Source organism: Streptomyces griseus subsp. griseus, assembly GCF_003610995.1.
Classification (GTDB): domain Bacteria; phylum Actinomycetota; class Actinomycetes; order Streptomycetales; family Streptomycetaceae; genus Streptomyces.
Map to the genome: position 1 here is coordinate 6,734,430 of NZ_CP032543.1, position 20,171 is coordinate 6,754,600.

The 20,171-nt window shown below is 65.1% G+C and carries 17 protein-coding genes and 2 pseudogenes; 11 read left to right on the forward strand and 8 right to left on the reverse strand.

Going from position 1 to position 20,171, the window contains the following annotated elements; translation table 11 throughout:
- The first annotated feature begins 3 nt into the window (after window positions 1-3).
- A protein-coding gene (locus D6270_RS30195) for an IS5 family transposase (RefSeq protein ID WP_109167212.1) occupies window positions 4-860 on the forward strand; the annotation gives its coding sequence in 2 pieces (ribosomal slippage) (window positions 4-325 and window positions 325-860; 858 coding nt in all).
- A 46-nt stretch (window positions 861-906) separates the two neighbouring features.
- Window positions 907-1,401: a DUF6221 family protein gene (locus D6270_RS30200; protein WP_158650554.1), complete on the forward strand. Its 495-nt coding sequence runs from the start codon at window positions 907-909 to the stop codon at window positions 1,399-1,401.
- 60 nt (window positions 1,402-1,461) lie between these two features.
- On the opposite strand, the gene D6270_RS30205 is transcribed toward D6270_RS30200, so the two are convergent.
- Complete coding sequence (locus D6270_RS30205) at window positions 1,462-1,839, reverse strand: hypothetical protein (RefSeq protein ID WP_109162535.1); 378 nt, start codon at window positions 1,837-1,839, stop codon at window positions 1,462-1,464.
- A 202-nt stretch (window positions 1,840-2,041) separates the two neighbouring features.
- Between D6270_RS30205 and D6270_RS30210 the strand changes: the two genes are divergently transcribed.
- Window positions 2,042-2,524 carry a hypothetical protein gene (locus D6270_RS30210; protein ID WP_109167211.1) on the forward strand — a complete coding sequence of 161 codons (483 nt, stop codon included), beginning with the start codon at window positions 2,042-2,044 and terminating at the stop codon, window positions 2,522-2,524.
- Here the strand turns inward: D6270_RS30210 and D6270_RS30215 are convergent.
- Window positions 2,517-3,719: pseudogene (locus D6270_RS30215) on the reverse strand (IS110 family transposase). The gene D6270_RS30210 and the pseudogene D6270_RS30215 sit on opposite strands and share 8 nt — an antisense overlap.
- Window positions 3,720-5,114: 1,395 nt before the next feature.
- Between D6270_RS30215 and D6270_RS30220 the strand changes: the two are divergent.
- Entirely contained in the window at window positions 5,115-5,405 is a 291-nt protein-coding gene (locus tag D6270_RS30220; protein WP_109162534.1) for a hypothetical protein, read from the forward strand.
- Window positions 5,406-5,448: 43 nt separating this feature from the next.
- On the opposite strand, the gene D6270_RS30225 is transcribed toward D6270_RS30220, so the two are convergent.
- The 4 genes from D6270_RS30225 to D6270_RS30250 all read right to left on the reverse strand — a co-directional run bounded on the left by D6270_RS30225 (window position 5,449) and on the right by D6270_RS30250 (window position 11,941).
- Window positions 5,449-6,254 (reverse strand): IS5 family transposase gene (locus tag D6270_RS30225; RefSeq protein WP_204117035.1). Its coding sequence is split into 2 segments (ribosomal slippage): window positions 5,449-5,910 and window positions 5,913-6,254, totalling 804 coding nucleotides; the frame shifts between segments, so codons are not numbered across the junction.
- 732 nt (window positions 6,255-6,986) lie between these two features.
- The gene (locus D6270_RS30240; protein ID WP_109162531.1) at window positions 6,987-8,750 is read right to left on the reverse strand and encodes a D-glucuronyl C5-epimerase family protein; all 1,764 of its coding nucleotides are present in this window, start codon (window positions 8,748-8,750) and stop codon (window positions 6,987-6,989) included.
- A 193-nt stretch (window positions 8,751-8,943) separates the two neighbouring features.
- Window positions 8,944-11,097 carry an FG-GAP-like repeat-containing protein gene (locus D6270_RS30245; RefSeq protein ID WP_225976988.1) on the reverse strand — a complete coding sequence of 718 codons (2,154 nt, stop codon included), beginning with the start codon at window positions 11,095-11,097 and terminating at the stop codon, window positions 8,944-8,946.
- Between the two features lie 307 nt (window positions 11,098-11,404).
- On the reverse strand, window positions 11,405-11,941 hold the full coding sequence (locus D6270_RS30250) for a hypothetical protein (RefSeq protein ID WP_225976989.1): 537 nt from the start codon (window positions 11,939-11,941) through the stop codon (window positions 11,405-11,407).
- A gap of 340 nt (window positions 11,942-12,281) precedes the next feature.
- Here D6270_RS30250 and D6270_RS30255 point away from each other — a divergent pair, with 340 nt between their 5' ends.
- Window positions 12,282-16,169, forward strand: a complete 3,888-nt coding sequence (locus tag D6270_RS30255) for a polymorphic toxin-type HINT domain-containing protein (RefSeq protein WP_158650555.1) — start codon at window positions 12,282-12,284, stop codon at window positions 16,167-16,169.
- The gene (locus tag D6270_RS32615) at window positions 16,166-16,675 is read left to right on the forward strand and encodes a hypothetical protein (protein ID WP_158650556.1); all 510 of its coding nucleotides are present in this window, start codon (window positions 16,166-16,168) and stop codon (window positions 16,673-16,675) included. The genes D6270_RS30255 and D6270_RS32615 overlap by 4 nt, the downstream gene beginning before the upstream one ends.
- Window positions 16,676-16,754: 79 nt before the next feature.
- Here the strand turns inward: D6270_RS32615 and D6270_RS33475 are convergent, their stop codons facing one another.
- Window positions 16,755-16,985: a hypothetical protein gene (locus tag D6270_RS33475; protein WP_225976990.1), complete on the reverse strand. Its 231-nt coding sequence runs from the start codon at window positions 16,983-16,985 to the stop codon at window positions 16,755-16,757.
- 4 nt (window positions 16,986-16,989) lie between these two features.
- On the opposite strand from D6270_RS33475, the gene D6270_RS33730 reads away from it, so the two are divergent.
- Window positions 16,990-17,118 (forward strand): hypothetical protein, encoded by a 129-nt coding sequence (locus D6270_RS33730; RefSeq protein ID WP_264081537.1) that lies wholly within the window; start codon window positions 16,990-16,992, stop codon window positions 17,116-17,118.
- Between the two features lie 30 nt (window positions 17,119-17,148).
- On the opposite strand, the gene D6270_RS33735 is transcribed toward D6270_RS33730, so the two are convergent.
- Complete coding sequence (locus tag D6270_RS33735) at window positions 17,149-17,280, reverse strand: hypothetical protein (RefSeq protein ID WP_264081538.1); 132 nt, start codon at window positions 17,278-17,280, stop codon at window positions 17,149-17,151.
- Between the two features lie 6 nt (window positions 17,281-17,286).
- Between D6270_RS33735 and D6270_RS33480 the strand changes: the two genes are divergently transcribed.
- The 4 genes and pseudogenes from D6270_RS33480 (at window position 17,287) to D6270_RS30280 (ending at window position 20,035) form a co-directional block, all read left to right on the forward strand.
- Window positions 17,287-17,586, forward strand: a complete 300-nt coding sequence (locus D6270_RS33480; protein WP_225976991.1) for a hypothetical protein — start codon at window positions 17,287-17,289, stop codon at window positions 17,584-17,586.
- A 420-nt stretch (window positions 17,587-18,006) separates the two neighbouring features.
- A pseudogene (locus D6270_RS30270) lies at window positions 18,007-18,432 on the forward strand (transposase); the annotation flags it as partial.
- 310 nt (window positions 18,433-18,742) lie between these two features.
- The gene (locus D6270_RS30275) at window positions 18,743-19,162 is read left to right on the forward strand and encodes a hypothetical protein (protein WP_109162526.1); all 420 of its coding nucleotides are present in this window, start codon (window positions 18,743-18,745) and stop codon (window positions 19,160-19,162) included.
- 64 nt (window positions 19,163-19,226) lie between these two features.
- A protein-coding gene (locus tag D6270_RS30280; RefSeq protein ID WP_162600266.1) for an IS5 family transposase occupies window positions 19,227-20,035 on the forward strand; the annotation gives its coding sequence in 2 pieces (ribosomal slippage) (window positions 19,227-19,566 and window positions 19,566-20,035; 810 coding nt in all).
- Window positions 20,036-20,171 lie beyond the last annotated feature (136 nt).

Below are 20,171 nucleotides of genomic sequence, written 5' to 3' on the forward strand. Positions count from 1 at the left end.
GCGATGTGGGACCGGATCGAGCCGTTGATGCCGGCCGATCCGATCCGCGGGCGGCGGTGGGCCGACCACCGTCGCACCCTTGAGGCCATCGCGTGGAAGTACCGCACCTGCTCGCCCTGGCGGGCCCTGCGGGACGAACTCGGCTCGTTCCAGACCGCTCATAAGCGACTGCTCAGGTGGGCCGTGGACGGCACTTGGGAACGGATTCTCGCGGCACTTTTGAAAGTAGCCGATGCCGGTGACGACATCGGCTGGACCGTGTCGGTGGACTCTACGGTTTGCCGGGCCCACCAGCACGCCGCCGGAGCCAGGAGAAAGGGGTTCCGGATCGGGCTGAGCTAGACGACCACGCGCTCGGTCGTTCCCGCGGCGGCCTGAGTACGAAGGTCCACCTCGTCAGCGACAGCGATGCACGACCCCTCGTCCTTCGCGTCACCGCTGGCCAGGCAGGCGACGCCCCGGACTTCGAGGCCATCATGGCGGGCATCCGTGGTCCGCGAAGCGGACCCGGAAGACCGAAGACCCGACCAGATGCTGTCCTGGCGGACCGCGCGTACTCGTCTCGCGCGATCCGGAGTCATCTCCGCCGGCGCGGGATCCGCGCTGTCGTTACCCAGCCGTCCGACCAGGTAGGCCACCGCCTGCGACGGGGCCGCCCCGGTGGCCGCCCGCCCGCTTTCGACGCCGAAACATACGGGCAGCGCAACGCGGTCGAGCGGTGCATCAACCGGTTCAAGCAGTGGCGCGGGCTCGCCATGCGAACCGACAAGCTCGCCACCGCCTATCAGGCCGCATTCCACCTCGCCGCCATCCTCATCTGGGCAGAAGATGACCTGACTCAGCAGGCGGGCCGGCCGTGACGGAAACGATCGCCCCACGCTGCTGCCAGTGCGCGAAGATGACCTCATGGACGACCTCGTCAGGTCTCTTCGGGACCGCAACATGGCGGACAATCACACCTATGCCGAGGTGGCTCACCGCTTCGGCGGCGACGCCCTCCTCGACAGCCACCTGCCGATGCTCGACCTGGGCGACATGTTGGCCAGGGAGTACGAAGCCATGGATCCGGCGGATGCACGCCAGGCAGGTCTCGCGTACGCGCTCAACATGCTGGCGCAGTCGTACGCCGAGCACCCCGACTACCGCCAGGAGTGGCGTCCTCAGGCCCCATCAAGGAGACACGCTCCGGGCGACCTCGCCCACCCACGATCTCGGCACGAACGTCATGAAGTTGTCTACTGGGTGGCACTGACCTGCACCGATGCGGCTGTATCCACTCCTGAACTGCGCGGACACGTCTTTCAGTTCTTTCGGGTTCTTGCCGCGTTACGTGCTCGATTCTCCCCACGCGCTCCCCAGGACTGTCTACACTCCCCAGATTCTCCCCAGGAGGGGCTCTGAGGGCGGGCATGGTGGCATGGGGCATCGTGCCCTCGGCGGCGACGGCAAGGGTACGTTGAGTTACTGCCCGCGGGCAGGGTGAATCCCGGCGCCGAGCGGATGAGGCACCGGGGCCAGGTCCCGGAGCGGCGTGGTGGGGCCACGGTGATGCAGAAGAACACAGACCCGGCGGAAATCCGTGACCAGTGCCAGGGCATTGGGCGCGCGCTCCGCGTCCATCCGGTGCGTCACGAGGAAGTCCCGCAGGTACGGACAGCACGTAGCCCACCATCGCGGCCCGCCCTCGCCGGCCGAGGTGAGAGCGTCGAGAAAGGCGGCGTTCACTGCTGGCAGGCGACCGGACAGCTCTGCCCGCAGATGGTCGCGGATCACGTAGTGCAGGGACAGGGTCCCGCGCGCTACACCGGGGTGGAGGCTGAGAAGGGACAGGTCGGCCATCTGCCGGAACAGGCTGAGGGAGGCGGCCTCGTCGAGGCTGGCAGCCCCCTCCCACAGACGGGCTGCCAGCGCGATCGCTACCGCCTCGTCCTCGGCGAGGACCCTAAGCTCCGCAAATCTCTCCTCTCCACCGGGGGGACCCTATGGGTTTCGTCAAGGGAATCGGGCTGCGTTTTCGTGAGTGGCGAGGCAGCATGGCGTGATGCCTGACCTGCTGTGGGATGACGTGAAGAGCTTCTTTGCTCCAGATCTGATGGGGGCGCTGCCGGACGTCCGTGTCCCGGATGCCTCGGTGGAGGACTGGCAGGCAGGGCTTGATCTCGTTCGGTCGCAGGGGTGGTCGTGCGAGTACTCCGAGGACGGTGTTGCGGTCCGGCTGCCGAGAGCTGCGGACATGCTGGCCCGCGGTGAGGGTGCCGACGTGTTGCTGAGGGTCTGGCCGGTCCCTGGATTCCTAGTGATCTTTCGGGCGTATGAGGCTGGCTCGGTCGACTTCGACGTTGATCTGCGGGAGTTGCAGGGGCAGGACGGCGTGGATGTGCTGTGCCGTCTGCTGCGGGCAATCGGGCGTCGGCTCGGCAAGCCGGTACTGCTGAGCCCGGAGTCTGACCCGCTCCACCCGGTTCTCGGCTTCGACGTCGAGGCCGACCGTGTGGTGCTGCTGGGTGACCCGCAGGTCATGTGACGGCCACTGGCCGCAGCTCGTAGAAGGTGCTGTCGCGGAGCATCGCGAAGAGCACGTCGGCTCGTCGTCTGGCGAGGCAGAGAAGGGCTTGGGTGTGGTACTTGCCCTGCTTGATCTTCTTGTCGTAGTAGGTGCGGGAGGCGGGATCGGCCAGGGCGGCGAACGCATAGAGGAAGAACGCCCGTTTGAGCTGCTTGCTTCCGCGGCGGGAGGGTTGTTCTCCGCGGATCGAGGAGCCCGAGCTGCGGTTGGCCGGGGCGAGGCCGGCGTAGGAGGCGAGGTGGGCGGCGATCGGGAAACCGCTGCCGTCGCCGACGTCGATGAGGATCCTGGCTCCGGTCCTGACGCCGACCCCGGGCATGGACGTCAGGACCTTGGAAAGAGCAGTGGGCATCCAGCAGTTCCTCGATTCTGGTGGCCAGGAGTTTGCGCTGGTCGAGGACGGCGCTGAGGGAAGTGGCGAGGCTGGGCACGATGAGCCCGACCGCGTCGGTGCCGGGAACGACGACGGTCTGTTCGTCCAGGGCGGTGAATATGTCTTCGACCAGGCGCTCGGCCATTCGCGCGGCCTTCGGATGTATGAGGGTGATCAGCCGTCGGTGTCCGGCCTTGCGTATCTGGGCCGGGGATCCGAACCGTTCCAGCAGCATCAGGACGGCAGGGTGCTGGATGCGCGGGCCCACAACTCGCTCCAGGTGCGGGTGGATCTGGGTCAGTAGCCCGCGGAGCCGGCTCGCGACCCGGGTTGCCTCACCCGCGAGGTCGTCGTCGAAGCCCACGATCATCTCCAGTTCGGCGATGGTCTCGTTTTCGAGTTCGATGGCGCGGAGGGTGTGCGGCATCGCTCGGGCCGCGTCCGCGATGATGAACGCGTCCCTCGCGTCGGTCTTGGCCTCGCCGGGGTAGAGATCGGCGATCCGCCGCATCGTGAGCCCGGGTAGGTAGGCGACCTTGCAGCCTGCGTCGCGGGCCACGGCCAGTGGCAGGGCGCCGATGGAGCGGGCTGGCCGACCACGACGAGTACGGTGCCGTGCTTCGCGATCAGCTTGGCGAACACCTCGCGGAGTTTGGGTTCGCTGTTGAGCAGCCGCCTGTCGAGGGCCTTCTTGCCGGCCGGGGTCAGCGCGATGGCGTGGTGTTCGCCCTTGCCGACGTCCAGGCCGAGGAAGGCGCCGATGCCACTGGTGTCGATCACAAGCACTCTCCGGTCGTACGGTCCCGGCCTCACCTGCAGGCACCCACATTACGAAGAACCTCCCCGCCTCCCGGAGGAGTTGGAGGTCATGCCCCTCATCAGCGGTCTACCAGTGCCTCCGGGAGCGGTGACACCCCCCCAGATCATGCGAACTACAAGGGGGAGCTGTCATGCCGTCCCGGAGGCCGGGCATCCCATTGCGGAGCTGATCAAGAAGGTAATGGGGGGGAAGGAGTTCGGTGGCGGCGCCGTACGGTCCTGGTCGACGTCCTGGCCTACGTCGGCTCCCCGCTGCAGGCGGTCCTGGCCACCGACGACCGGGACACCGCCCTCCAAGTGGTAGAAGACCCTCCAGCCTCGAGATGTGGAGGGCATCGGCCAAGCCGAGCAGCAGCCCGTACCCGTTCGGCGGCCGGAGTGTGTGGCGCAAGATCCGGCACGCGGACACCGCGGACGCGGGGGTGGCGTGCCGTCGTAGGCGCAGCAGAGCGACGGGCAGGGCGCTGGTACGGCGGGAGCTTGCGCCTGCGGCCAAGGACGAGTGCGGCTCTGTAGGGCACCAACGAGGCCCCTGTCCCGATAGGTTGATACTTCGAGCATCATGCCAGCCTCGCCATGGCTGCTGTCGGCTCACTTCTCCCCAACTGGCGCTCGCACGGGGGTGTTGAGAACGGACGAGGCTACTGTTCGCCAGATGGGATGATCGGTTGGTGATGAGATGGAGGGGGGCTCCTCTGGCTGCGCGCTATAGGCGGCAGGCGGATGAGGCGATACGGAAGCTGCGTGAAGACGCAGAAGTACTTGGAATCGGTCCTGTGCCGGGTCCGGTTCGGGTGGCCCTGCGGCGCTATCACCAACGTCGGGTACGAACGTGGGTCTTGTATGGCCTGTTCACCTACATCTGCCTTCGCGTCATCGGTGAGGGGCTGTCGATCTACGTGAAGCAAGCAGACGAACATGCCGAGCGGTTTCCGTACTACAGCGATGCGAAGGCTCTGTCTGTTTGGCTCATCGGTGACGTTGGCGCCGGCGCTATTGCCTTGCTGCTGCTGACATATCCTTTGTGGTCACTTCTGGCTTCCGTCGCCCGGATGTGCGGCGCAGGTTGCTACACCTTCGAGCGTGTGACCGTCTGGACGCACTTGATCGGGCAGTGCGCGGACATAGTGCGGTGCCCTTCCGGAAGTCGTGATGCTCACCTCCGAGCTCTGTCCCTTCGACTTCCAGTTATGCGCGTACGAGGCGCTCGGATGTCACGGGGGTCTGTCCCCTTCCTGTCGCGGCGTAACGGACCGTTGAAAAGCCACGCGGCCCAGGTTGTAGGGGCGTTGCGTGCCGCTGAGGCCGAATCGGACAAGGACCCGCAAAAGGCAGCGCACGACCTTGGGCGCATGGGTGACGATCAGCGAACGGTACGCCACGGGGCGGCTCGGAGCGCTCCTGGATGAAAGGGACCTCGGAGAGCCGCATCGGATGGATGATGCCGTGCGCCTGTCTCTCACGGTCGTTCTGGTCGCGGCGATCGTCGTAGCGGCAGCGCGGCAGGGGATGCCCGAGCCGGCCGCGATTGCTGCCGCGGTGGTGGTGGCGGCGATCATCTATCGGAACGCGGCTGCTGGTGGAGTCGCGGGTGTCGGCTTGATCGTCCTAGAGCTGCTGCTGGGCGCTTTCTTCCCCGGCAAATAGTGAACTCCGGGCGACGCAGGCTGGCAGGTCCTTAGAAGTCATCTCATTTGGTGAGTCTGCGGTAGCGGATGAGGGTGCGGGCGATGCTGGTGGAGGCGAGGAAGTGGTCGGCTTTGCGTTCGTAGCGTCGGTGGAGGCGGCGGCAGCCGGTGAGCCTGGCCATGGTGCGGTCCACGGTCCAGCGGTGGCGGGCCAGCCGTTGCGAGGGCTCGACGCCCTTGCGGGCGATGCAGTGCCGGATAGCTCGCTGTCCCAGCCATTGCCGCAGATGGCGGTAGTCGTAGCCCTTGTCGGCGCGGAGTTTGCCGGGTTTGCGTCGGCGAGGTCCTCGGCGAGACCGGATCGGAGGTATGCCCTTCACGAGCGGGATCAGGGCCTGGCTGTCGTGGACGTTGGCCCCGGAGACGCCGACGGACAGGGGCAGACCGGTGCGCTCGGTGATCAGATGGATCTTCGACCCATACTTGCCCCGGTCGACAGGATTCGGGCCTGTCAGGTCCCCCTTTTCAGAGCTCGCATGTTCACCGAGTCGATCGCGCACCGCGACCAGTCCAGGTCGGCGCGGGGACCGAGTTCGTCGAGGACCACGCGGTGGAGCTTGGCCCAGACTCTGGCCTTCGTCCACTCAGTGAACCTGCGGTGGGCTGTCGCGCCGGATGGCCCGAGCGACGCAGCGGACAGTTGCTGCCATGTACAGCCTGATGTCTCTACGAACACGATCGCTGCCAGCACCTCGCAGTCACCGTAACGACGCCGGCCACCACCCTGCGGTCGCGATGGCGCTTCCGGAACCACGTGCTGGAACAACTGCCACAACTCATCTGGCACCAACCGCTCGACGATCCCCACGCCGGGAGGCTACCCACCGCAGGGGGGGAGGACCGTAGTCAGTGGCCCATTCGGAGGCGCTCGTCGAACCGAAGCAGCACCCGTACCAGACGCCACACTCCAGCCACCGCTCCGAGAAGTCCGCCGCCTGCCAACACGCCTCTCCCTGCCGTGCCAGAATTGCATCCTTTCCCGCGTGAGCGGGCGGACGAGGCGGAGCTGAGCATGCGCGGCCAGGACGAGCCATGTCCAGCGGTCGGCGGGCTGCGAGTCCCACACTTTGGGCCGGGTCCATCCGAGCGTCTGCTTGAGTAGTCGGAAGGGGTGCTCCACGTCGAACCGGCGAAGGAACGCCTGCCAACAACAGTCGACGCGGTAAGGATCGGCGCCGGTGCCCGACCACCACAGCCAGACGGGCTTGTTCACACCGCCGCGTTGCACGCGCTCGCGGATGCAGCCCTCCTTGGCGAACTCTGGGCGTTCCATGGTGCGGGCGGAGGCGGTGTTGTTGAGGGAGCGGGCCTCCGAGACCGGGTGCAGGTGGAGGTCGTCGAAGGCGCAGGCCAGCAGCGGTGCGGTCTCGGTGCCGAAGCCGTTGCCCCAGAAAGCCGGGTTAGGGCGAAGCTGAATCTTGTGGCACGGGGCTGGTGGGGGTTCAGGGCGAGCCTGCCGAAGTTGCCGAGGGCTTCCTCCCCTCAGCCCGCCGCGCCGCGCGACGGGCTGAGTATCTCTTTGTAGTTGCCGGTCACTCCGTCAGGTGGTGGTTCCGTTGATGGTGATGCTGGTGGCGGCCACCCAGTAGCCCGTAAGGACACCGGCGGTGATCTGGAACATGGGCCGTCCGTTGACGATGGCGCGGCGGTCGGTGGGTGCGTTGGACGGAGTAGCGAAGGAGACGGTGCGGATGGACGCGTCGGTGCCGTCTTCGGTGAAGCGGTAGACGTCGACTTCCCTGTTTCCGCCGGGGAAGGTGAGCGTGCGCTGGGGGAAGTAGGTGGTGGTGAGGTACTGGCCTCGGAGGAAGGAGGCTGGCCAGATTTCTCCGACCCACCAGCCGGTGTGGGCTCCGGCGCTGATGCGGTAGTAGATGCCCCGGTCCTGGATCCGGCGGCGCATGTCCGTGGGAGCCTGTGTTGCCCGGGTGAAGGTGACTTTCTTCATCTCCAGCTGTGCGTCCTGTTTGGCCTTATCCCACCCTCCGTCGGCCTTGGTGTCCAGCCGGTACAGGGTGTGGGTGGCGGCTGCGAAGGCGATGTTGGATCCGTCGCGCAGGAAGGGGGAGGGGAAGTCGTCTGTGAGGACGTCGGTGTGGTGGGCGAAGTCAGGACTGCCGGTCTGCCAGTGCATTTGGCGGAAGAGATTGATGTGGTGCTGGTGGTAGCTCGGAGTCGGAATCCGGTGTGTCTGACAGTAGTAGGAATGCCAGCGGATGTTCCGCAGGAGCGGGAAGTAGCGCGCTATGGTGGTCGCGGAGCCGTCGTACAGCGCCAGCGCGACTTCGCTGCCGGTGGCCACGTAGTAGTCCCACAGGCCGAACATGGCGAAGATCATGCCGTTGTAGGTAAAGTCGCCTGTGCCGGGTTGCGCGCCAGGGTACTCCTGGATCCACAGATAGCCTGCCGAGTCCTTGTGGACCACCCAGGGGGAACCGTCGTCCCCGCGCAGCAGCGAGGCGAATGCGGCGTCTGCTCCCTGCCGGTACAGGGCTCGCTCTTCCTGGGTGATGGCGTCCAGTTGGGAGAGCTGAATGAACATGCTGATGGCTTCGCCCTGGGCCATGCCGGAGTACCAAGGCGCCTTGTAGTCGACACCGGAGTGCGTCTCATGCTTGTAGTCGAACGGGTAGGGGAAGTACCACGCCCCACGGGCTTCGACCCGCCGGTCGATCAGCCGCTTCGCCTGCGCCCTGGCCCGGGTGAGGAAAAGTGCCTTGCGGGTGGCACTGCTCTCGGTGCGGTAGCTGGCGATGCAGCCGAGCGCGAACTGGATCTGTGTCACGGGCTGGTCGTAGCCCGGTAGGCCGGCGCCGTCGCGCACCTGGACGACACCCTCGGTGTCAAGGAACACCGTGTTCGTGTTGGGAGTGATGTCCTCCCATCGCTTGGGCCGGTCCCGCCACGGCCGCATGGCTTCCGGGAGGTCGGCCACGACCTGGTAGCCCGTCTGGTTGAACGTGAACGGTAGTGAGGTGGGAACGCCTTCGGCCGCGCGTCGTGCGGAGATGGCGTCTTGAGCGTAGGGGATGCTGCGGCTGGGCCGCGAGATACGGCCACCGCCGGTTTGGTCGGGAAGCGTGGGCAGAGGGGCGTCACCGGTGACGCTGCGGGGCACGCTCAGCGCCAGAGCTCGGGGCACCCCCCGCAGGGGGTCCGATACGGTTGCCCGTCCATGCCCGGGGACGGGTGCTGCCAGTGCGGTGGCGGCAGGGCCGGCGAAGGTTCCTCCGGCGGCGATGGCCAGACCACCGGCCAGACCCATGAGAGTACGGCGGTCGATGCCGTCGCGGGATTCGGACATGATGTGGCTTCCCTCGTATCAATGGAGTGCGGCGGCCGACGGCCAGCCTGACTTGATAGCTGGTCGTGACAACTCTCGGAGCGTCGTGCGCGACTCAGCAGCATGCGGGATCCCGCGCCACGGTTCACGACGGCGAGTTCTGTGCAGCCCCGGCAGGGGTGCCGCGAATCGCGGCACCCCTGCCAGGCGCTGGTCAGTTGTAGGAGCGCAGGAGCTTTGTGGTCGCAAATGACCAGGCGCCGGGATTCGAGGTCCAGCCGATGAGGCCGCCGTTGAACATGGCGTCAGCCTTCGCGGTCCAGGTGATCATTTGCACGGAGTTGTCCGCCCGGTGGGTCATGACGGCCAGGTCGTCGCGGCCGTCACCGTTGTAGTCACCAGTCACCATCTGCATACGTGCCACGTCGTAGGTCTTGGCACCGTCGAGCGTCACCTTAGCCGAGCCGAACTTGTTCTTCCCGTCCACCTTCTCGAACAACATGGTCGAGGTGCGGTCGGCACCGTCGTCGTAGCTGTACCAGACCAGCACGTCATCGTGGCCGTCACCATCGAAGTCACCTGCCTGCGGGGTGGCATTCTCCCAGTGCCACGCCGTGCTCTCCCACCAGGGAAGACCCGGAGCAGAAAATCCGCCGTTGGGTAGCGTCCCGAACACGTAGGCCTTGACGCCCTGCGTGCCCTGCTTGTAGAAGACGCTCAGTTCCTCGCGACCGTCGCCGTTGAAGTCTCCGGTGACGAATTTCGTACTGGAACGCGCCCAGGAACCCGCAGGGGCGGTCCAGGACTCGAAGGGGGTGTTGAAGGTGCCGTTCGGCTTGGACGTGAACGTGAACAGCTTGGTGACACCGGTCTTGGTGTTGGCGGACCATACGGCCATGTCGTCCCGGCCATCGCCGTCGAAATCACCGGCCTGCGGCGTCATGTACGAGATGTGGAACTCACCACCTGGCAGGGCAGCCCACGCATGTGACGGCTCGGAGAAGCCACCGTCTGCCTGGCCCAGGGCCACGTAGGCCGTCACACTCGCATCGCTGTTTCCGTGCAGAGTGGCGATATCACCCCGGCCGTCCCCGTTGAAGTCGCCGGTGACGGACTTCATCGCCGATTCGTTCCACTTGTCCGTCGACGACGTGTAGGACTTCAACGGAGCAGCCAGGACACCTTCCTCCGTGGAGGCATCCTTCGACTTCGCCAGGAACGTGTACGTGGCATCGGACACCGCGTTCGGAAACGCGTACCAGGCACCTATATCACTTCGCCCGTCACCGTTGTAGTCGTGCCGGATCACCGTACCGCTGGACCACAGCGACTGCTGCTGCGCGTTGTAGATCACGAGGTTGCCGCGGTCGGTCAGTACGGCTGAGCCGCCGGCAGCGGCGGTCTTGGACTCCCACAGGGTGGTGGTGTCGGCGGCGTTGCGAACAATGAGGTTGCCGCTGGTATCGAACCTCGCGGTGGCGCCCGCATTGCCGCCGGTACGCGTCGACCAAAGCGTCTTTCCCGCGTTGGACAGGATGACGAGGTCGCCGTCGCTCTGCATGGTCAGTACGCCGGAGGCGGAGACGAGGCTTTCTCCGGACCTGAGTTGCTGACCGGGGTTCAGACGTGAGCCGACTTTGATGCTGTCGGCGCGCACAGCAACGGCGTTCGTACGAGTTTCGGTCTCGCCGAAGCAGCCACCCTGCAACGACCGGCTGGCAATAGCGACGAGTTCAGGCTTGCCGTTGTTGTCACGCAGAATCGGAGCGCCGGTGTCGCCCTTGCAGATGGCGTCATTGGCTGTCTTGCCGACGACGTTCACCTCTGAAGCGGTGACATCGTTGACTGCGAGGTCAGCGGTGTGCAGCTTGTTGGGCACCCACTGAGTCTTAGTCCGGCCGAAGCCGGCGGCGATCAGGGTGTCGCCGGGAGCAGCAGCATTGGCGGCAATCGCAACGGGTGCGATACCGGCGGCCGGTGTGGACAGACGAGCCATGGCTATGTCTTTGTCCGGCAGCGGAACTAGTTTGACGATCTCGCTGGTGTGCCCGCCTGTGGTAGCAAGGTCGTTGCGGCCCACGATGGCAGTCGTCTTGGCTGCGGGCTTGCCTACCTTCAGCTCGGTGGTACCACCGGTGAAGCAGCTGGCTGTCGTGAGGACCCACTGGGCATCGACGAGAGAGCCTGTGCAGGAACGCGCCGCCGCGCCGTCACCGAACTGAATTTTCGTCGTGAAGGTGTAGGCGTTGCCAGCGACTGCGTCACCGACGACCGCCTGAGCGGGCGTGGTGAGTGAGAGCGCGCCGACTGCGGTGGCCGCGGAGAGCAACGATACGACCCGCGCTCTGCGGGACGGTTGGATGTTCACATGTGTTCCTTTTGCAGGTAGAACAAAGAGTTCGGCATGCCCACGCTGTAGAAGGGGTGGCCGACGTACGGCGCCGTGAGCAGGACTACTTACCACCTGGGGAAGCCAGAGGAGAGGGTCACTGGAGGTCAGCACACTGCGATGGGGGAATGGAGTGCCACCGGACACCCGCGGCTCTCCGCACCCATGCAGCGTGTCGCGAACGGACGAAATCGCTTAACCGACTGGTCTGACGTCCGGGACGCGGACAGCCAGCGGCGCCCGGGCGCTTGGTTGGGCAGACTCAAGCGTCCCGATGGACCAATACTCAGCCGGTGACGCGGATCTCGACCAGAACCGATCGGAGGCCGGTGTCGCCGGACTCGCCGACTGACGTGAGCTCATCGGCCGGAGCGTCAACCACGGTGCTTTTGCCCTCCGCAGTCAACGTGGCCCTCACAGGGTGAGCCTGAGTCCATATGTTGAAGGCATCAGGGAGCTCCAGGGTCAAGTAGCCCGACTTAGCGTCAGTCTTGAAGCAGAAGACTCCAGTGCGTGTTTCGATCGCGATATTTGAGGCGCCGACACAGTCGTTCAGGGCGGTCACATCAGTGAGCCAGACGTGGCCGTCTCCGTGCTTGAGCGTGACTCCGCGCTCTTGCTTCAGCTTGGCCGCGCCGGGGTGGATGAAGTCTTCGACCAACAGTGGCATTCCACCGGCGGCATTGGCGCGGTCGATGGCAGGGCCGGTGCGTGGAATCGCCAGCGCTGAAGCGCCTACTCCCACCACGAGGCCGGCCGTCAGACCGGCAAGGAGCGCTTTTCGGACAGGGAGTATCGACATGGGTTCCTCGGCAAGAGACATGTGAAGCAAATGTGACTACTAGGTAATCACATGCGATCACGATGTGTAAAGTTCATGTAATATCCACGCCGACTCTGCGTTGGCTCACACGCACCGGATGCCGACTATCAGGCCAGTTGGCCGCGCGACAACCTCCGCACCTTTCGTCATCTCGCGCATAACGCTCCCAAAAGGGACATGTTTGCCCTTTGCCTCACTTCTACCCTTTAAGGCATGCAATGGAAACAAGCAACAAAAGGATCACTCAGTGACGAAATTTTCGCCGTTTACGCGGTCACGAAGAACGGGAAGAAGCCCACGGCCAAGCGGTACGCGGAGCCTTTTTTGTCGTTCCGCTGGAGTGACAGGTCTCACAATTGTCCTCTCGGCTGGCCTCCTTGGGTCAGCACCTACCGCTCTCGCCGTCGAGGATCCCTACGCCCCTGCTTTCCGCAGTCAGGTCGTCGAGATCTGGGAGGCCGGCGGTGCCGGCATCAAGGAGGCAGCTGAGCAGGCTTTGCTTGGCTCGGACGAGGACATCCAGCAGTTCCTGAACGACATGCCTACCATCCAGCTGATGGACAGTCGTGTGGACGTTTCTCGGGTGGTGAACGTAGGCGGCCCTGCGGTTCGAGACGCGGCCAAGGCTGCCCTGCGAGGCACACCGGAAGACGTAGAGAACTTCTTGGATTCAGGCTGGCAAGCTCCGCAGGAGCAGGACCGTCGGGTGGAAGCCAGCCGCGTCGTGCACTTCGGCGGCCCGAGCGTGCAGGACGCAGGAAAGGCCGCCCTTCTGGGTACTCCTGATGACGTTAAGAAGTTCTTGCAGGTCGGACAGTACAAGGCGCAGGAAACTGACGAGCGCGTCGAAGTATCAAATCTTTACAGCTCCGGCGGTACCAACGTGAAGGCGGCTGCCAAGCTCGCCCTGCGGGGCACTCCACAAGACATTGTGGAGTTCCTGGAGGTCGGACAGTTCGTGGCTCGCAACCGCGATCAGGAGTACGCTACAATTGCGCAATTGACCAAACAAGCCGAAACGGCCGGAAAACAGGCAGAACAGGCCACAGAGAGGGCACAGGAAGCCTCCGCAAAAGCAACCACAGCTGCAGAGCTCGCCCAGGTTGCTGCAGAGAAGGCAGCAGAGGAAACCGCAGCAGCGAAGGAAAACGCCGCTCTCGCCTCAGTAAAAGCCAAGCAGGCTGCAGACGCCGCACGTGCGGCGGCAGCAGCAGCGCAACAGGCTATCGGCGCGGCCAACGCTGCTAATGCCGCAGCGCGTCGCGCGTCTTTGGCCGCAGCACAGACAGCTGCTGCTGCAGCAGCAGCTGCAGCAGCAGCTGGGCGGGCGTCGAGCGCTGCCTATGCCGCGAGCCAGGACAAGGGCAAAGCACAAGCAGCCCGAGACCAAGCGGCCGAAGCAAGCAAGGCTGCCGACCTCGCAAGACGATCGGCCAAGGCCGTGGAGCAGGCCGGCAAGGCATCGCGGGCGGCTGCTGATGCAGTCGCGGCCTCGCGCAGCGCGACAGGAAATGCCAACAAGGCGGCCGACGCGGCCGACCAGGCCGCTGACTACGCGGCCGCTGCCGGCGGCTCCTCTGCTGAGGCCCGGGCGGCCGCGGCAGAGACTCGTCGCCACGCCAATGAGGCTAACCGTGCCGCCACCGCTGCCGAAGCACTAGCTCGGAAATCGGCCACGGCTGCAACCGAGGCTCGGGATGCGGCTAACTCCGCGGCAACTCACGCCGATAACGCCGCAGAGCAAGCTAAGAAGGCCGCCGAACACGCCGGTGAAGCAGCCGACCAAGCTGCGGAGGCTACAAAGCAGGCCGCAGCAGCCAAGGTTGCCGCCGACGTCGCCACCAAAGCCGTGGCGACAGCACAGAAGACTTATAGCACTGCCCGCGAGATCGAGACCGAGGATCTGGCTACCCGCACCAATGCTGGCGTTGAGGCAGCACTGACACAGAAGACCTCAGCCGACACCTTCACGGTTGAGATCTCTGAGTCCGTGGTCGAGGGACAGTCAATCGTGGATGACACCAAGGCGTTGGCAGCTGAATCGCAGGCCCCTGGTGCGGATCAGGCGACGATCGCCGACAAAGGCCGTCGAGTCGCCTTGCGAGCAATGAAGCACTTCGGCTCGTGGCGTCAGGACGGGGCTGCCCAGGCACTGTCCGGTACCAATGCTGATGTCATCGCCTACCTGAACACCGGGTGGAGCAAGGCAGCTGCGGACGAGACGCGGCAGCAGGTCGCTGACCTCGCCTCATCCAGCCCTTACGAGGCCGTGCGAACCGCAGCGGCCCAGGCGCTCAATGGCACCGATCAGCAAATTCTTGCGTTCTACACCACCGGTCAGCACGAAGCAGCCAATGCCGACTACCGAGTCTCCGTGTCCAAGCTTTTTAACGACGGAGGACCCGGCGTCAAGGACGCCGCGAAGAAGGCGCTCGAGGACGGCAGCCCCACTACGCTGCTCCGCTTCCTCAACAGTGGCCAGTATGAGGCCCGTCAAGCCGATAGTCGCGTGACAGCTAGCAAGCTGCACAACGACGGCGGTCCTGAGGTGAAGTCCGCAGCGAAGATCGCACTGGCCGGATCTGCCAGCGAGGTCCACACTTTCGTTCGGGCTGGCCAATTCATGGCCGATCGCAAGGACCAGCTTGCGTACAACCACGTCGCCCAGGTCGAACGTCTCATATCTGAGGGTCAAGGAATCGCGGCCAACGCGCGCAGAAACAGCTACCTTGCCGCCCAGTCGGCAGCCGAAGCACTGGGTGCCGCAGCAGACGCCGAGAAGGCGAAGAAGGCGGCAGCCCAAAGTGCGGTGGATGCCAAGGAATACGCTGACGACGCTGTTGCGGCCGCCAACCGGGCAGAGAACAGCGCCACGCAGGCAAAAGTATCTGCTAGCACCGCACGAGCAGCAGCCAACCGCGCCGACCAGGACGCAGCAGCCGCACAGGAATCCGCATCTGAGGCAGAATTCTCGGCGGACTACGCACGTGCCTCTGCTACGGCTGCCACACAGTCCTCCGAAGATGCACGGCAGTCGGCTCTTGACGCAGGGAAAAGCGCCGCAGAAGCCGACAAGGTAGCGATGGCCGCGTGGAAAGATGCGGTTGAGAAACGTGAGAAGGAACTGGCCGAACAGCGCCGTCTGGCCGCAGAAGCGCGCGAGAAGCAAAGAGAAGAGGAGAGCAGGCCGCCGTGCTACCTTCACCCGACGAGGGACCACCTCCCGCCCTGCGCATTGAATGGAGGGAAGCTAGATCATCCTCCTATCGACCCGGTGCTGAAGGAATTCGCGTGGGAGGTCCTTGGGCTGAACGATGCCAAGGAGTGCGCCAAGAACCCTAGTCTCAGCAAGTGCGCCCTTGCAGCTCTTTCGGTCTCACCTCTCGGCAAGGCTAAGCTTGTCAAGAAGGGGGCAGATGCGATTGAAGATATCGCTGACGCCTCGCGCACGGCCAAAGTCATCAAGTGTGCCTCATGCTTTCTGGCCGGCACGGCAGTACTGATGGCGGACGGAAGCCGGCAGGATATCGAGACCCTGAAAATCGGGGATCAGGTCACCGCGACCGACCCGCTCACTGGCAAGACGGAAGTTCGTACCGTTGAAGCCGTCATCGTCACCGGTATGGACAGGTCTTTCAATGGCCTCTCCATCGGAACTTCACACGGCACCGAGCACCTGACGGCAACACACGAGCATCCGTTCTGGTCCCCATCTGAACAAGGATGGGTCGAGGCAGGTAACCTCCGGCCAGGAATGTCGCTACGCACCGTCGACGGAAGCTCAGCCATAGTTGACAAGAACCGTTCCTACACCGACCGCGCTCGGACCTACAACCTGACCGTGGACGGGCTGCATACGTACTATGTGTACGCTGGCAACACGCCCCTACTGGTACACAACGACGTCTGCGGAGTGCGTGTTTCTCCCGTAGCTTCCGACTGGGCAACCAAGGGGGCCCACCTTCACGTCGGAGCGGACGAGGTGCACGTGTTCAGTCACGAGGGCGGCCTCGGAGCAAAGGGTATCCGGCTCAAGACTGGCATGGCGTCGGATAAAAGTGTCCAGAAAGTCCTCGACACTCTCAAGAGTAGCCCCGAGATACGCAGAGACGTGATCCAGAAGGCTCGGGCTGCGCAAGAGCACATGAACACCCATAACTGGGGAAACAACAAGAACCGAGCCGTAGAGCTACAGTTCCTGATTAAAGCATTGGAGAAGCTAGGATGACCGGCGCAGAATTCATCGCGTACGCTATCTCCACGGGATCGGCGTGTGGGGTTAAAGTCGGCGACAATATCGAGAAATTCGATTCCGCCATCCCGCTATCTCACGTGGACGACGTCAGCGGTCGCGGAAGCTCCAAGACTCTGCGCCGGGACATCGGGCTCCTAGAGGCGACATTTGGCGGTAGTCCTGACTGGTCGTGCCAAGCCCTGTCATTGCAAATCCACAGAATGGTTCATTCAAAAGATTTGCGAGATGAAGTATTTGAAAAGCTGGATACCCGATTCGAACCGTTCACGAGCTGGGTCGATATCCAGTTCGAGTACGATCGAATCCCGGGAACCTCGCCACTCGATGAACTGGACGAAGCACCCGACTATCGCATCCTGCAGAATCGATCTTCCGGAGTATCAGTCCACATTGTGAACGACGCCCAAGCTGTTCGCGGCGACTATCCAGGAACCGGTGACATCTGGAGCCTGGAAATTATTTCTCCGCGTTTCATGTAGCGGAAACCCTGGGCGCCCCGCCAAGAAGTCTAGAAGCGGGGCGCCCAGGCGCCGATGGCCCGGAGCACCGAACCTGCCATCAGCCACTGCACGCGCGCGGTTGCTGTGGAATCGAAGCGCTCCAGCGCAGCTGTGTCGCGGCTGCAGGAAGGTCGGGGATGACGTCCAGGCGACCAGTCTCCGCGTCGAAGGCTACGGCCTGGACCCGCCCGGCGAGCTCGGGCGCGGCCGCAGCGAGGATGGCGTCGAAGTCGGCGAGGACGGATCCGCCGGCAGCCGGGGCGGCCATGTCGCGCTCGGTCATCATCATGCCGATGGCCGCACCGAGCCCGAGCGGCTCGCGGCCGTCACGGCGTACGACGGTGGTGGTGCGACGCTTCCGCTTCTTCGTCTGGGTAGTGCCGTTCTTCTTCGCCGCCTCCCGGGTCGCGATGAGGGCCTGACGGGCGAGGTCGCGCCGCTCAGCTCGCCGGTCATGCGATCACCGCCCTGGTGGCATCGCAGTCCAGCGGGCGTCCGGCGAGGCCGGGCAGCAGCTCCGTCCACGACGCGGGCCTGCGGGCCGGGGCGGCGGACTTCTCGTGCAGCTGCTTCAGTCGTGCCAACAGCAGGTGTTCGGCTACGCGCTCCCTCCCCGTGTCGGCGGCGTTCGTCGCGGCAGCAACGGCAGCAACGGCAGCAACGGCAGCAACGGCGGCCGCGCCGGTCGGGTGGTGCTGGAACCAGGGGCGGCCCTGCTACGCCCGGTACGCCCGGCGGGCCTCGGCTTCGGCCTGCGGAGTATGGCGCAGCACGGTCAGGGCGTCGTCCCGGTACGCGCCGATGGCCAGCTGCGCGGCCTGGAACGCGGTGAACGCGTAGGCGTCAGCAGCGGCCTGCGGATCGGCCTCCAGGGGTGGCCACGTCGGTGATCTCCAGGAAATGCCGCCGCCCGGCGGCGGTGCTGTCCTCGATGACCGTACGGGCCCCGGCGACGGCGGCCGCGATGCTGGCCGGATTCGCTCAGGTCGGCGACCCCGGCCGCCGCGAGAAGGCTGGCCTCACCGATCAGGGCCTCGGTCTGCCGGAGGTGGTCGCACACCTCGCACAGCTCGGCCGTCCGGCAGCGCCCGCAGCCCTCGCACGCCAACGCCTTGCGGAGAACGTCGGCGGCGGCCGTGGCCTGGCACTCGTATTCCGCCTGCTCAGCGGCCTGCGCACGGGCCGCCTCGCGCCGGGCCCGCTCAGCACGATCCTGATCTTGGCGCCAGGCGAGATCCTCCGCCTCAATGGCGACCCGCTCGCGCAGCCGCTTCGCGAAGACGCGGCGGCGCTCGCCGTCGGCCAGGCCGGGCAGCTCCCGGTCGAAGATCCATCTGATCATCGAGCGCACCGGTCTGCCCCCGTCCGTCGGCGTCTCCGGGGCCAACGTCCACGACAGCCAGGCCCTGATCCCGCTCGTGAAGGGCATACCTCCGATCCGGTCTCGCCGAGGACCTCGCCGACGCAAACCCGGCAAACTCCGCGCCGACAAGGGCTACGACTACCGCCATCTGCGGCAATGGCTGGGACAGCGAGCTATCCGGCACCGCATCGCCCGCAAGGGCCTCGAGCCCTCGCAACGGCTGGCCCGCCACCGCTGGACCGTGGACCGCACCATGGCCAGGCTCACCGGCTGCCGCCGCCTCCACCGACGCTACGAACGCAAAGCCGACCACTTCCTCGCCTCCACCAGCATCGCCCGCACCCTGATCCGCTACCGCAGACTCGCCAAATGAGATGACTTCTAAGGGCTGTCCCGCAATATCCGGCAGGCGCACGACGACAGCTACGGCACCTCGCCGCGTTGTCGGAACATCCTCATACATCCAGTACGTGGAAGTCCCTCCGCCTTGCGATGCACGGCATCTGACGCGGCGCCCTGATCTATCAGCAATTGCGGGACGGCCCTTACAGCTCGTTTCACAATGAGGGTGACGAGGAGCTTGCTGTCAAGCTCGACCTCGTCCGTAAGATCGCTCCATGCCTGCTGACAAACGTGTAACTCGGTCCATGTGTCGCGTCCAGCCGATATCAGATCCTCGGCCGATGTCGGAGCTGCCTCAGCGGATCTGGTCAGATGAGGACTGGGAGCGAATCCAGCGTGGCTACGGGGCGCAGGACATGGACGAGAAGTGGGACGTCTTCACAGAGGGTGAGGTCGTCTTCTTCCATCGAAGCTGGACCGGTTACGGAGTCTTCGCGGCGACCTTCGCACCGGTTGATAGTGGTGGATGGCGAATCGCCAGCGTCGTGGTTGAGCGTGATGGCGAACGCTACGGAGGCTCGGACGACGCCTACGACTGCGTCATGCTTGAGTTGGTGATCACTGCCATTGTGCTTGGCGAACCAGCGCCGAAGCTCCGATCGAGGCTGGTGGAGTTGACCCGTCGAAAGTCACGCTCCGCTGATGCCCCGGCCGGCGTGATTCAGCACAGCGCCTTGGGACTGCGCTCAGACTCCAACTGATCGTTCCAGGATGAGTTCGCCGCGGGGCTTGGCGGTCGGGTCTGGTGGCGGCAGAGTGGTGCAGGTGTCGGATGATCTTGTGCCTGATGACCTGTGGGAACGCGTCGCCCCATTGCTGCCACCCCGTCCGCCGCGGCGTCATCGGTATCCCGGACGCCTGCCCGCGGACGATCGTGCCGCCCTGCGAGGCATCGTTTACGTGCTGCGCAAGAATGTGAGCTGGAGGGACGTGCCTGCCGAGCGGACCGGGTGCAGTGGGGTGACGGCCTGGCGGCGGCTGCAGGACTGGACCGAGGCCGGCGTCTGGCCCCGACTGCACGAGGTTCTTCTGGCCGAGCTGCGCAGGGCGGGTCTGTTGGACATGGACGACTGCGCGATCGACGGCTCGCACGTCCGGGCCCTGAAAGGGGGGCTCACACTGGACCTTCGCCGGTCGACCGTGCGCGGCCGGGCAGCAAGCACCATCTGATCACCGACCGGCACGGCACCCCTCTCGCCGTCTCGCTGACCGGCGGAAACCGGCACGACGTCACCCAGCTGACGCCCCTGCTGGACGCGATCCCCCACATCCGCGGAGTCCGAGGGCGGCCTCGGCACCGGCCGGGTCGGCTGTTCGCCGACCGCGGCTACGACTACGACAAGTACCGGCGCATCCTCAGAGCCCGCGGCATCACACCGAAGATCGCCCGACGCGGCGTCCCGCACGGCTCCGGACTGGGCAAGACACGGTGGGTCGTCGAGCGGACCTTCGCCTGGCTCCGCCAGTTCAAACGCCTCCGCATCCGCTACGAGATACGCGCCGACCTCCACCTCGGGCTGCTTCAACTCGCCTGCAGCATCATCTGCTTGCGACGCCTACGAACCTCATTCTGAAACGATCAGTTAGACGGTGTCCCCGCCGGCACCTACCGGACCGGTAGCCGGCACGGTGTTCCTGCTTGGCCTGCGCAGCGCAATCTGAAACACGATCTGCGCGAACACGTGGTGCTCCTTTAGTTGCCGCCAGCCA